At 36.1% G+C, this 13766-nt stretch carries 9 protein-coding genes and 1 riboswitch; all 9 genes read left to right on the forward strand.

Annotated elements, in window-relative coordinates; translation table 11 throughout:
* Positions 1-12 precede the first annotated feature (12 nt).
* The 9 genes from MKY80_RS06275 (at position 13) to MKY80_RS06315 (ending at position 13616) form a co-directional block, all read left to right on the forward strand.
* Entirely contained in the window at positions 13-1887 is a 1875-nt protein-coding gene (locus MKY80_RS06275; RefSeq protein ID WP_342532362.1) for an S-layer homology domain-containing protein, read from the forward strand.
* Positions 1888-1959: 72 nt separating this feature from the next.
* Positions 1960-5787 carry a chitobiase/beta-hexosaminidase C-terminal domain-containing protein gene (locus MKY80_RS06280; protein ID WP_342532363.1) on the forward strand — a complete coding sequence of 1276 codons (3828 nt, stop codon included), beginning with the start codon at positions 1960-1962 and terminating at the stop codon, positions 5785-5787.
* A gap of 495 nt (positions 5788-6282) precedes the next feature.
* Positions 6283-7188, forward strand: a complete 906-nt coding sequence (locus MKY80_RS06285; protein ID WP_139150928.1) for an NAD(P)/FAD-dependent oxidoreductase — start codon at positions 6283-6285, stop codon at positions 7186-7188.
* Positions 7189-7810: 622 nt separating this feature from the next.
* Positions 7811-7991, forward strand: a riboswitch (cobalamin riboswitch).
* A 116-nt stretch (positions 7992-8107) separates the two neighbouring features.
* On the forward strand, positions 8108-8332 hold the full coding sequence (locus MKY80_RS06290) for a glutaredoxin (protein ID WP_107921750.1): 225 nt from the start codon (positions 8108-8110) through the stop codon (positions 8330-8332).
* Entirely contained in the window at positions 8329-8688 is a 360-nt protein-coding gene (nrdI, locus tag MKY80_RS06295) for a class Ib ribonucleoside-diphosphate reductase assembly flavoprotein NrdI (RefSeq protein WP_025114201.1), read from the forward strand. Before MKY80_RS06290 ends, nrdI begins: the two co-directional genes overlap by 4 nt.
* Positions 8685-10778 (forward strand): class 1b ribonucleoside-diphosphate reductase subunit alpha, encoded by a 2094-nt coding sequence (gene nrdE / locus MKY80_RS06300; protein ID WP_008174442.1) that lies wholly within the window; start codon positions 8685-8687, stop codon positions 10776-10778. The genes nrdI and nrdE overlap by 4 nt, the downstream gene beginning before the upstream one ends.
* Positions 10766-11734, forward strand: coding sequence for a class 1b ribonucleoside-diphosphate reductase subunit beta (gene nrdF, locus MKY80_RS06305; RefSeq protein WP_008174439.1), 969 nt, complete (start codon positions 10766-10768; stop codon positions 11732-11734). Before nrdE ends, nrdF begins: the two co-directional genes overlap by 13 nt.
* Before the next feature lie 11 nt (positions 11735-11745).
* Positions 11746-12183, forward strand: coding sequence for a dUTP diphosphatase (dut, locus tag MKY80_RS06310; protein WP_171365233.1), 438 nt, complete (start codon positions 11746-11748; stop codon positions 12181-12183).
* A 275-nt stretch (positions 12184-12458) separates the two neighbouring features.
* Positions 12459-13616 carry a cellulase family glycosylhydrolase gene (locus MKY80_RS06315; RefSeq protein ID WP_342533003.1) on the forward strand — a complete coding sequence of 386 codons (1158 nt, stop codon included), beginning with the start codon at positions 12459-12461 and terminating at the stop codon, positions 13614-13616.
* Positions 13617-13766 lie beyond the last annotated feature (150 nt).

Here is a 13766-nt window from a genome sequence, read left to right on the forward strand (position 1 = left end):
ATTACTCTAAGTATGAGTAAATGGAGGAAATCGAAGAAATCGAAGTATTTAAAAGCAATAACAGCAATGGCTTTAACGGCTTCAGCCGTAGTAGTTGTAGCACCGATTGCATCAGAAGCAAGTAGCTTCAAGGATGTACATCGAACGCATCCATTTTATGACGACATTAAAAATTTAAATGATCGGGGCATTATTAATGGGTTCCAAGATGGCACATTTAAACCTGAACAAAACTTAACACGTGGACAAGCTGCTAAAATTATTGCAAGTGTATTAGAACTGGATACATTGAATGTTAGCAATCCCAACTTTAAAGATATTCCCACTACTCATCAATACTTTGGAGCTATTGCTGCTTTAAAGCAAGAGGGGATTATTGATGGCTATGAAGATGGAACATTCCGTCAGGGCGATTATATTGAGCGTAACCATGTAGCAAAAATTTTAGCGAACGCCTTCCATTTAAAAGCTTCGAATACAAATTCATTACCATTCACAGATGTGCGCGCTGATTACAAGGAAGCAATCGCTGCTTTATATGAAAACAACGTAACGACTGGTAAAACAACTACATTATTTGATGGTTCTTCAAATGTAACACGAGGGCAAATGGCTGCATTTATTACTCGTTCAGAAGCTGTTGGTCATCCGATTTTCCAACCTTCAAAAAGTGTAACGTTTAAAGTTGAAGAATATGCGGCGAGTGAAATTACTATTAATGGAAAGACGTATTATTTTGATGATTCGGTAAAATCAATCTTTACTACTGAAAATAAGACTGCACTTACGGGGGCAGAAATTACAGCAACTATTAAAAATGGTGTTATAACAAAAGTAAATAATGTTGTTTTAAATAAGGCAGGTTCAGCAGCGAAGGAAGTTGTATTCAAGACAAATGCAACGCTCGATTCCATAACGATTAACGCAGATGCTGTGATAGTTAAAAATGTATCGATTACAGGAAATGCAATTATTAGCTCAAATGTTAAAGCAAAAGTGGCATTTGATGGTGCTACAATTACTGGCGATATAATAACAGAAGCCATAGATGGAGCAAAAGCTTCATTAGAAAATAAAAATGCAAGTCACACTACACCTGTATTGACAATCAAAAATTCGCAAACAGGAAAAGTCCATGTCAAACGCAATAATATCTCAATTATGTCGAACTCGGTTATTCCAGAAATCATTATTACAGCTACTATTTCTGCTATAAATATTGAGGGAGCTGTAAAGAAGGTAACAATAGAATCTACGGCAAAACTGAAAATGACTGGAAATATAAATTTTGAACGACTATTGCTTTCAACGGCCGTGGAATTAGCGTTGAATGTTGGTGGTGTAGTTAATTATTTATCGGTTCTAAACGCCGATGCTCGAATTACAATCGGTTCAGGTTTACTGATCAATACGTTGTCGATTCCAGCGGGTTCAACTGTAACAAAGATTATGACGAACTATGCAGCAGTTGCTTCCCAAATTAAGGCCGTTATTGGAGGTTCTTCGCCAAGCACTGGGGTTCCAAACAATGGCGGAGGAAATGTAGCACCCGATCCAGTTATTCCACCAGAAAAAGTAAATGAATTTAATGTCAAGAATGCTGAAGAATTAAAACAAGCATTAAAACAAGCAAAAGCAGGAGATTTAATTAAGTTAATGGCTCCAGTGACTATAGATATAACGTTAACAGATTTAGTAATGTTTGATTTGAATGGTTATACCTTGAATGGAAATGTAACGATAACAGCTCCAACAGCTAAAGGGAGATATACTTTCATGCCAGCTGGTAGTACGGGTACGATTTCAGGAGATTTAATCATTGATGCACCAAATGTAAACATCAGTTTAGATGGATTAACTGTAGAAGGACACACAGTAATTGAATAATAACTTTCAAGTAAATTCCTTTGCAAAATAGAGAAAAGGATGAACGATAAAAAATCATAAGGAGCTTAACGAATGAAGAAATATGAATTTAATTTCGTTTCTAAAATAGCTTTATCATTTTTACTTATAATATCTATGATTTTGCCTTCCTTAACAGTTGTAAAGGCGGAAACGACAGAAGCCACTTCAATTGACTTTGTTGGACTTGATCCAACAGAACAGACTGAGCCAGCTAATCCTTCAGTCACTGAAGGAACAATTGCCGAAGCTCGTGCAGCTGTTGGAAAAGACCAAACATTTCAAATTCAAGGGACCGTTACGACAAAACCTGGTAGCTGGGGAGGCAAGGCCTTCTATGTACAGGATGAGTCTGCAGGGGTTTATGTTTTCTCTAGTTCTACAGAAGCAGGGAACTTAGCTGTTGGAGATATTGTCAAAATCACAGGGAAAACGAGTTTATATAGTGGAGAAGTTCAATTTAATTCACCGACAATTGAACGTATTTTTACAGGGACAGCACCCGCACCGCAAATAGTGAATCTACCACTTGAAGATAGCTTACAAGGTACATTAATTACACTTGAAAATGTGAAGATTAAAGATTTAGCGTCATCTGGTACGAATGGAACATTTGAGTTTAAAGCCGTTGATGCAGAAAATAACGAGCTAGTAATTCGCCATGATAACCGTACAGGCTATCAATTCTCTCAATTTGTAGCAGATGGGTTCAATAACAATGATGTAATTACAGTGACAGGGATTGCTTCCATTTTTAACGGGACCTATCAATTAAAAACCTTAAGCGCGGAAAGCTTCCAATTAATAGGGAACTACGAGCCTACACAAGTAGCGAATGTTAAAGCTTATCCAGCAACGGGTGAAGTTTTTGCAGGGTCAAAAGTAACATTGTCTACAGATACACCAAACGCAACAATCTATTACACGATAGATGGTTCTGAACCGTCAACAGCTAGTGAGGTTTATGATGCAGCAGCCGGCATTGTTGTAAATGCAGCAATGACGATCAAAGCATTTGCTACAGCAACTGGCTTAAACAATAGCGAAATTAAATCCTTTCATTTTACAGTTAAAGATGCGCCAGCCACTATTTCAATTACGGAAGCACGTAATAAAGAAATAGGACAAGTAGTAATCGTATCGGGTATTGTAACAGCAAAATTAGAAACTGCTACTGCTCACATTCAAGATGAAGAGGGTGCGGCGATTGCCATTTACCCTGTAGATAGTCTTACTGCAAATGTCGGCGATTTGGTGACGGTGCAAGGTCAAGTTGCTGAATATAGCGGACTAAAGCAATTAACAAATATTTCACTTGTTGGCATGCCTATTCTTTCTACACTACCAGGGGCAAACATTATTAAAAGTATTGAGGTTGCAGAAGACAATGAATCGAAATTAGTAACGATTAAAAATGTAGCCATTACTGGTTCAGGTCAAAATTTTACCGGAACTGATGATGTAGGCACATTTGCTATTTACGATAAAACACGTGACTCAGGTTTAGTAAGTGGAAAAACGTATGGGGAAATTACCGGTATTGTTGGTCAATATACAAATCATCAACTACTCCCGATTCGCATTATTGAAGATGTAACAAAGGTTCAGGATATTAAAGCTTCTCACGTTGGTGGGGTAACAGCGGGTACAAACGTTACACTTTCTACCATGACAGAAGATGCAACGATTTATTATACAGTGGACGGCTCAGCACCAACTACAGCTAGTACAAAATATACAGGGGAAATTCTTGTTAATAAACCGTTGACGATTAAAGCGATTGCAGTAAAAGAAGGTTTAACGAATAGTGCGATTGCTACATTTGTTTATGAGATTATTGATACTGAAAATGCCACAATTAGCGATATTCAAGGGCCAAGTCATATATCACCATATGTCGATTTAACAGTAAGTGATGTAGAAGGAATTGTAACATTCGTTATTAATTCAAGTAGCTTCATTATGCAAGAGGGCGATTCGACATTCGATGGCGTAAAATCAACAGCGATCAAGGTAAGTAAGTCGGGACATAATGTAGCTGTAGGGGATGTTATTAAAGTATCAGGGAATGTAACTGAGGTGGGTGGAAACTCTCGATTAAGAGATACGCAAATTTCAGCAACGAATATCACAAAAACAGGTGCAGCAGAAGTTCCAAAAGTACTTGTTATAGGAGAGGACCTATCCCCACCAAATAAAATTATTGATAATGATGGCTTTGCTATTTTTGATCCACAAGAAGATGGTATTGATTTTTGGGAATCTATTGAATATATGCGAGTATCATTCCCTGATGCGAGAGTGATTGGACCAATTTATAATAATGATTCACCAATTGTTGTACCGAGCACAACAAATAATACATTTAATGTGAATGGCGGTTTAAATATTGCAGCCGACGATTATAATCCAGAAAAAATTATGCTTGAAGGGGTAGCAGGAAAAAATTATGATTCGGGTGATCGTTTTAATGATCCACTTATCGGATTTGTAGAAAACTTTACAGATGGCTATCGACTGAACACGAATAAAGTCTTCCCTGATGTGACAAAGGCAAATCTTCAGCAAGAAGTGACGCATCTTGAACCAGTGGCGGACAAGTTAAATGTCGCTTCCTATAATATTGAAAACTTTTCGAATAATCCTGCCAATACATCTAATGAAAAAGTAGACAGAATTGCAGCGACATTTGTGAAAAATATGAAGTCACCAGATATTATTACATTAGTCGAAGTACAAGATAATGATGGACAAATTGATTCAGGAAATGCTGATGCATCTGAAAGCTATATGCGATTAATTAATGCAATTAAAGCTGCGGGTGGCCCTGCTTATGATTGGATTGACGTAATGCCTATTAATAATACAGTAGGCGGTGCGCCTGGTGGTAATATTCGTGTAGGCTACTTATATAATCCGACACGTGTTTCTTTAGTGACTGGTACAAAGGGAGCGGGTGACCAAGCGAATGGGTGGACAGCAGATGGAAGCCTTGCTTTAAATCCAGGCTTTGTTGATCCAACTAAATTTGCAGATACACGTAAACCAATTGCGGCGGAATTCAAATTCCAGGAAGAGCATGTAGTCATTATAGGAGCGCACTTAAATTCTAAAGGAGGCGATGGTTCACTTTGGGGACCAACTCAGCCGCCAGTGTTAGAATCAGTAACAAAACGTCTTCAGCTTGCTCAAGCCATCAATGATTTTATCGATGAAGGTCTTGCCATCAATCCGGATATAAATATCATTGTAGCAGGGGACATGAATGACTTTGAATTCACACCAGCACTTGAAACATTAAAAGGTGATGTTTTAACGAATATGGTGGATAAAGCCCCAGAGACTGATCGTTTTACGTACTTCTTCCAAGGGAACAATCAAGTGTTGGATCATATTTTAGTTTCGAATAATCTTGCTAACGTTACGGCTATAGACTTGATTCATATTAATGCGAACTTTACAGAAGCGCAGGGGAGAGCATCGGATCATGACCCTGTATTAGTTCAAATTGATTTGAAAGCAGGAAAAGAAGAAATACCAACACCAATAGTACCTGAAAATGTATATAGCTTTAATAACTATAAGACTGGTAAATTAATAATGAATCGTCCAAGCATTTCATTAACGTTAGGAAAAAATACTAATATTAAAAATGGAATTTCAGTATTTAGTCAATATGCCGAATTCCATGGTGAAGGATTTGCAGACAAAACTGTAACAATCAGTCCTAAAAAAGGAAATGCGATTATTGATTTTAAAGGTACGGAAATTGGTGAAATTATTATCGAAGGAAAAAATGTAAAAGAAATTCGTAATTTACCTGCTGGAGCGACTATAACGTATACAAAAGGGGCTTCTGCTGAGGAAATTGAATTTAAGTAATAACTACTTGCAGTAAGAATGTTAGGCATATGTCAATCATTTAGTGGCTTGTTAATTTAAACTGCATGGATCATATTCATGAAGATCAGTATGCCATTCCAAACCCATTTGGAGTGGCTTTTACTTTTCTCATCTTATCAATATCTATGAAAAATGGAGAGTGGGTTCATTTTCATAAAATAGATAAAAAGAATTACCTTTATAAAGTGAATAGATGTACTTCAACTAACGGTGCTTAGTCGGTATTTTAGGCATGAAAACGAAAAATTTGACGAGAAAAAACTAAATAGATATTATAGATATGTTAAGTCCTTAATAGAGTGATTAGACCCAACCAGCTAAACTGTATCTTTTTTTATTGAGATCAATGACTCATATATAATTGGCTTAACAAATGGAATGAAAAAGATATCATACATATAATTAGCGATGTCTTTTGTCTTAATTACAGATATTAAAGGTCTGTAATATATTGTGATATGGAGGGAAATAATGATGAATCAATACGATTGTATGATTATAGGTGGAGGCCCTGCTGGGTTAAGTGCTGCCTTAACATTAGGAAGAGCGCGCAGAAAGGTTGCACTAGTTGATAATGGAACAAATCGGAATCGTGTAACTCAGGAGTCACATGGTTTTTTAACAAGAGATGGGATAAAGCCACAAGAATTTAAGAATCTCGCAAGTAAAGATATAGAATCTTATCCTTCTATAACAATGATGGATCAAACCGTCATAGAAATAATTAAAGATGATATAACTGGTTTATTTCTAGTCAATACTTCGGAAAATAAAACTTATGTAACTGAAAAAATACTGTTAGCTACTGGAATACAAGAGGAATTTCCACTCCCGCAAATCAGACAATATTATGGTAAAAGTTTGTTTAGCTGTCCATATTGCGATGGTTGGGAGCTGCGAGACAAGCCATTGGCTATCATTGCAGAAAACGAGGAGCATATTAGTCATATGACGAAATTGGTTTTTAATTGGTCACAGGATTTAATTGTTTTTACGAATGGTCATCAACTTTCCAAGAAGATTCAAAATGATTTTGAACAAAAGAAAATTAAGGCGTATACAAATACTATTAAAGATTTACATGGGGATGATGGTAACTTATCTAGTGTTGAATTAGAAACAGGTGACAATATTTTAAGAGCGGGTGGTTTTGTTGTGCCAAGTTTTTATCGTCCCAATAAATTTGCTAAACAGCTAAATTGTCAAGTTGATGAAAACGGAACAATTATGACTGATGGTGCTGGACGAACAACTGCGGCTGGAATATATATTGCTGGTGAAACGGAAAAGGGTGGTCCCTCTTCTTTAATGATTGCAGCTGCGGAAGGCTTTAAGGCTGCTTCAAGCATAAACATGGATATAACAATAGAAAGATTTTAAATTTATGGTTAGCTGATGAGTCATATAAAATTCATCAGCTATTTTGAATATGACTAGTCAAGCTGGCGGAGAATGAACTTGGATATGTTATACTATAAATAAATATAGAATAACTAGAAAAGGTACATATTCATTGTAAATTAGCTGAAAAGTGTAGAACCGTTGGTTGCCTCTCACCTGTATGTTGAGCACATTTTAGTAGTCTTCGTAATGTTATGACGACTACTAAAATGTGTCATCATCGTAAGAGAGGAGTCCTACTTTAGACTAGTACAATAAAAAATCTACGAAGATAGGATGTATAGAGTAGGATGCGAGATTTACATCATACTCATAGTTTTAGACATAATTGCATCTTTACTGTAAAGGAAGATGCCTTTTTTATGTATAAAATTACTAGGGTGGCTACGTTTTTAGGTAAATAAGCGACTATTATTTTTGTTCCTATTTTTTAATAAAATAATGCTATCGCTACATGGTTATATTTTATATGATTATGTTTTAGTTCGTTCTACAAGGTTATGTCAGAAAATATGATTAGTCTCAAATTGATGAACTTTTATTTCTCGATTTACTTTTTATATAAAGGATGGTACACTTAAAACTATCGAAAAACAATATATTGTGTTCGTTTTGTGTAGGTACTACTATATGTAGTTTAATAGGGAAGTTCGGTACTATTCCGACGCTGTCCCCGCAACTGTGAAGCTGACGATGATTGTAACCACTGTGTGCATTCGCATGGGAAGGAAATCAGAGATTGAAGCAAAGCCAGGAGACCTGCCTATATAAAACAAATTTATCATTTCTTCGGGGATTAAGAGATGGGAACGTCCGTATTTTTAGTATGTTAACGTTTCCATTTAAGCTATCTCTCTAGAAGAGGTAGCTTTTTTATTTTATGAAAAGAGGGATTACTATGAAACTTTATACAAAAACAATCTGTCCAAAATGCCTTTGGGTAAAATCCGAATTACAACGAGCAGGACTTGAAGCTGAAATTGTTAATATTGATCACGATGAACAAGCGAAAAAAACAATTATAGATGCAGGTTTTTTAAGTGTGCCTGTTTTAGAGGTAGATGAAACATTTATAGGTGAGGTTCAGGAAATTGTTTCTCGTATTGAGATGATTACACTATGATCGTTTACGCTAGTCGTACAGGAAATGTCCGTAATGTAGTATCTAAATTAAGGGCAGAATCTATTGAACTCTCTGAGGAATTAAGCTTGAATAAGCCTTATCTTTTAATTACATATACAGATGGCTTAGGTGACATTCCGGCAAAAGTGCAACGTTTTTTAGAGAAAAATAGAGATTTTTGTAAAGGAGTAGTTGCTAGTGGCAATAGTAACTTCGGACATCATGTCTTTGGCGCTGCTGGGGAAAAAATTGCTACTACCTATCATGTACCCTTAGTGAGGAAGTTAGATTTGCGTGGCAATCAAACAGATTATGAAGCAATACAAATGTTTTATGAAACGAGGGTAATGGGATGAAAACTTATTTAAAGCTTAATAATGACGTACTGAATCGTTATAGTACAACGGGACTACTAGAGCTAGAAAAGGACCGTGAGGCTACTCGCCGCTACTTTTTAGAATATGTCAACGTACGTTTACGTTATTTTATAGATATAGAGGAAAAAATCCGCTATTTAGTGGATGAGGGTTACTACGAGAAAGATTTTATCGACATGTACGAGATGGATTTTATAAAGATGCTGTACAAAAAAGCATATGATTATAATTTCCGCTTCCCATCATTTATGAGTGCAAGCAAATTTTATGACAGCTATGCTATGAAAAGTCGTGATGGTGAAGAAATCTTAGAAAAATATGAGGACCGTATTGTCATTATTGCCCTGTACTTAGCACAAGGGAATACTGTGCTAGCAAAACGTTCTGTTGAAGCAATGATGGAAGCCTATCAGCCAGCAACACCTACAGCATTAAATAGTGGGAAAAAAGCCCGTGGTGAATTAGTAAGCTGCTTTAAATTATCAATGGATGACTCTATGAATAGTATTGCTGAAAATATTGGCTATTGTTTAGAGCTATCACGCCTAGGCGGAGGGGTCGGGGTCAACTTAACGGATTTACGTCCTTTAGGTGATCCAATTAAAGAAATACTAAACCGTGCAAGTGGTGTTATACCAGTTGCAAAATTATTAGAAAACTCTTTTAGTTATTCTAATCAGCTCGGTCAACGAAATGGCTCAGGAGTTGTTTACCTAAATATCTTCCATGCAGATATAGAGAATTTCATTTCATCAAAAAAACCAAATGCTGATGATAAAATTCGCCTCGCAACACTATCAACAGGAATTATTATTCCAAGTATTTTCTTCGATCTGATGAAACGTGATAAAGATATAGTGTTATTTAGTCCATATGATATTTTTAAAGTATATGGTAAACGAATGTCGGAAATTTCAATTTCAGAAATGTACTATGAACTACTTGATAATCCTAAAATCCGTAAAATTAAACGTTTGAATGCGCGTAGACTCTATACTGAGGTGAAAAAAGCTCAATTTGAATCAGGTTATCCTTTTGAAATTTTTGATGATAATGTCAATGAAGTACATCCACTAAAAAATATCGGTCGTGTAAAAATGTCAAACCTATGTACTGAAATCTTGCAAGTTCAAGAAACTAGTGTCATTACAGATCAAGATCAACCAAACGAATATGGGTTAGATGTGTCGTGTAATTTAGGGTCAATTGATATTCATGCAGCGAGTAAAGTAAATGATTTTGAAACATTAATCGATACAGCTATGCACTTATTAACAAATGTGTCACAAATGACATACATCAAAAATGTCCCATCGGTGGCAAAAGCGAATCGATTAATGCACTCAGTAGGGCTAGGTTGTATGAATCTCCATGGACATCTTGTTACGGAGGGCATTATGTATGGCTCGAAAGATTCTATTGATTTCATGGACCGTTTTATGGAAGCAATGAACTATTATTCTCTTAAATCATCGATGGAAATGGCTAAAGAAAAAGCAGAAACGTTCTACCGATTTGAAGATAGCGATTATGCTTCCGGTAGCTATTTTGATCAATATGTAAATAAGAATGAAGAAGAGCTATCATCTGCTGTGTTAAAAGCACTTGGCAACATTCCAATTATCACTAATAAAATGTGGGAATTATTAAAGGAAGATGTTATGGAATATGGTCTATTTCATTCCTATCGTTTAGCGATAGCACCAACCGGCAGTATTTCGTATATTCGTAGCTGTACGGCATCCATCTCTCCTTGTACAGAGCGTGTAGAGGTCCGTGATTATGCAGATAGTCGCACGATTTATCCAATGCCACATTTAACAAACGAAAACAGTCATTTATATGTAGAGGCCTATGATGTTGATCCTTATGATTTAATTGATTTATACGCAGCTTCTCAAAAACACGTTGACCAAGGTATTTCAATGACTCTTTATGTCACTGACAATTGGACAACAGAACAACTAGCTAAAGTATACATTTATGCATGGGTTAAAGGGATTAAGTCCGTTTACTATGTTCGTCAACGATTACAAAGCTTAGAGGAGTGTGTAGCATGTCAAATATAGTGTATGAGGCAGTCAACTGGAATAAGGCAACAAGTGAACTTGCCCAAATTTTCTGGGACCAGCAATGGAAGCAAATTTGGTTTCCTGAAGAAATTGCTGTGAGTAAAGATATTAAACAGTGGAAAAGTTTTGAGCATCAGGACACATATAAAAAAGTGTTTGCAGGACTAACTTTGCTTGATACCGTTCAGACGAATATAGGGATGAATCGTGTTGCTGCTTATACAGACGATTTACAGGAAAAGGCTGTATTAACCGTTTTTGATGCATTTGAGGCAATACATGCTAAATCATATTCTTATATATTTACAACGCTTTGTACAAACGAGGAGATAGACGAGCTCTTTGAATGGGTAAAGAAAAATGAATATTTACAATATAAGGCAAATAAGATTGCGGATATTTATAATAGTATAGAAGAAGGGGACTCTGAGAGCTTATGGAAAGCGATGTTTTCATCCGTTATGCTTGAATCTTTCCTTTTCTATTCTGGATTTTTCTACCCATTATACTTAGGTGGACAAGGTTTTTTAAGAAACAGTGCTGAAATTATTTCTCTCATTTTGCGCGACGAGTCCATTCATGGCGTAGCGGTAGGGTTTTTTGCTCAAAATCTATATAAGCAATTTTCTAAAGAAAAACAAGAATCCTTACAATTATGGGGTTATGAATTATTGCTGGATTTATATCAAAATGAAATGAAATATACCGAGGATATTTATGCGGAGACAGGATTATCGCCTGAGGTAAAAGCCTATGTGCGTTATAATGCTAATAAGGCCTTAATGAATGTCGGCTTTGAAGCCATGTTCCCAGAAGAAGAAGTGAATCCAATCGTCATGAATGGAATTCGTAATGAGGGCTCCACATATGATTTCTTTTCACAAAAGGGGGCTACCTATGCCAAAGCAAAAGTAGCGCCAATTACAGATGACACATTTAATTTTAATCGTTAGGATGAAGAACAATGAACGTAGAAGTAAAAATTAAAAGAATGCATGCAGATGCAATGCTACCAATGCAAGCTAATCCCGGTGATGCTGGGATGGATCTCTATTCCATTGAAACTGTAGAGATACCCGCTGGTGGGACTAAATTAATTAAAACAGGCATTCAAATTGAATTACCTAAAGGAACGGAAGCACAAATTCGACCAAGAAGTGGACTAGCCTTAAAACATAGTATTACAGTGCTCAATAGCCCAGGAACAATCGATGAAGGCTATAGAGGGGAAATCGGTGTTATTTTAATTAATCATGGTCAAGATACGTTCTTAGTAGAAAAATCTATGCGAATTGCCCAAATGGTGATTCAATTTGTCCCTACTATTCAACTACTGGAAGTCAATGAATTATCTCAAACGGTTCGTGGAACTTCTGGATTTGGAGCGAGTGGTACAAAATAAGAGTAAGTTTTAAATAGGCGTATGTCAGGATTGAGTTTGATACTGAACTCAATCCTTTTTATTTTTTTAAAATTGTCACATTCGTGTAACGTAGGTTCAGTACGATTTTCATGAGGTGATAATATGAGAGAAATAAATCATAGGAAACGAATGAAAAATAAGTTCAACATGATAGTCCCCTTTGGTGTGCTTTAATAGTTGTCTTTGCTACTGGCTGTAGTTCTGTGGAGCAAGAAGAAAAACAAAAGAAACAAGAGAAACTGGCAACGCCACAGATGCAAAATGGTTTTTGGGATGAGCAAAGAAAAGGTACAAATTTTATGAATTCCACTTCTCTGCCAGAAAATTATGAAGAGGCTAATGAATTCAACATTGAATTTATCCGTTTAGCGCCTGATAAATGGGCAAAAGAAAGAGATTTTTTATTTGAAGATAAACCTGATGCTACTCCTAATAAAGATTTTTTAATCGGCAATGCAGATCAGTATGAGGGAATTGTTGAAAATGATTTTAAGATGTTAAAAGAAGATTTAGATGCAGCATATGCAAGAGGATCAAAAGTTGTACTGGCTGTTCTTAGTCTTCCGGGAAACCGTTGGAGACAGTTTAATAACTATGAAAATGATGACCGAATTTGGCAAGACTTTAACTATCATGAGCAAGCAGCGCTTTTCTGGAAAGATCTTGCCATGCGCTTAAAAGATCACCCCGCAGTGGTAGGATATAATGTAATTAATGAACCGCATCCTGAAACAGCCACAGGTTTTAATGATTTTTGGACAGAAGACTATGATAAATGGTACGACAAGATAGAAAACACGCCAGCAGATTTAAATAGACTTTATGGAACGATTGTAGATTCTATACGATCTGTAGATGCGGATACACCTATTATTTTAGATTCGGGTTTATTTGCTACGCCTTGGGCAATAAAATATTTAAAACCAATAGAAGACAAAAATGTGCTGTATGCTTTCCATATGTATGAACCGTATGAAATGACAAGCCAAAATCGAAAAAAAGGATTCACATACACTTATCCTGGTAAGGTCAAAGTCGGGAATGATCAAAATGAAAAAATGTTTGATAAAACTTCATTAAAAGATTTTTTAGAACCCGTTGCTAAATGGGCAGAAAAGCACAATATATCAAACAACCGAATTATTGCAGAAGAGTTTGGCATTAACCGAATGGTTGATGGAGCGGATCAATATATGAAGGATTTAATTGATATTTTTAATGATTACGGCTGGCACTGGGCATTTTATGCATTTCGTGAAGACACGTGGGATGCTATGGATTTTGAATTAGGTAATAAACCTGTTAAAGAGGCCTATTGGGATGCGCGGGCAATTGGAGAACTACCTGATAGAAAAGCAATAGAAGTAGATAATTCTATTTGGGATGTCCTGAAAAAAGATCTGAACAAGTAACATGATTGTTCTCTGCTAAGATCAAATAGAAATTATATGTAGTAGTACAAACGATCGTTTGTACTACTTTTTTGCCTGACATTCGGCGCTTTAAATCAGTCCATCTTTCAATCAATATCTTGCTGTTGCAGGTAATAAAAGATAGTCATT

This window comes from Lysinibacillus sp. FSL R5-0849, from assembly GCF_038595075.1.
GTDB lineage: Bacteria > Bacillota > Bacilli > Bacillales_A > Planococcaceae > Lysinibacillus > Lysinibacillus fusiformis.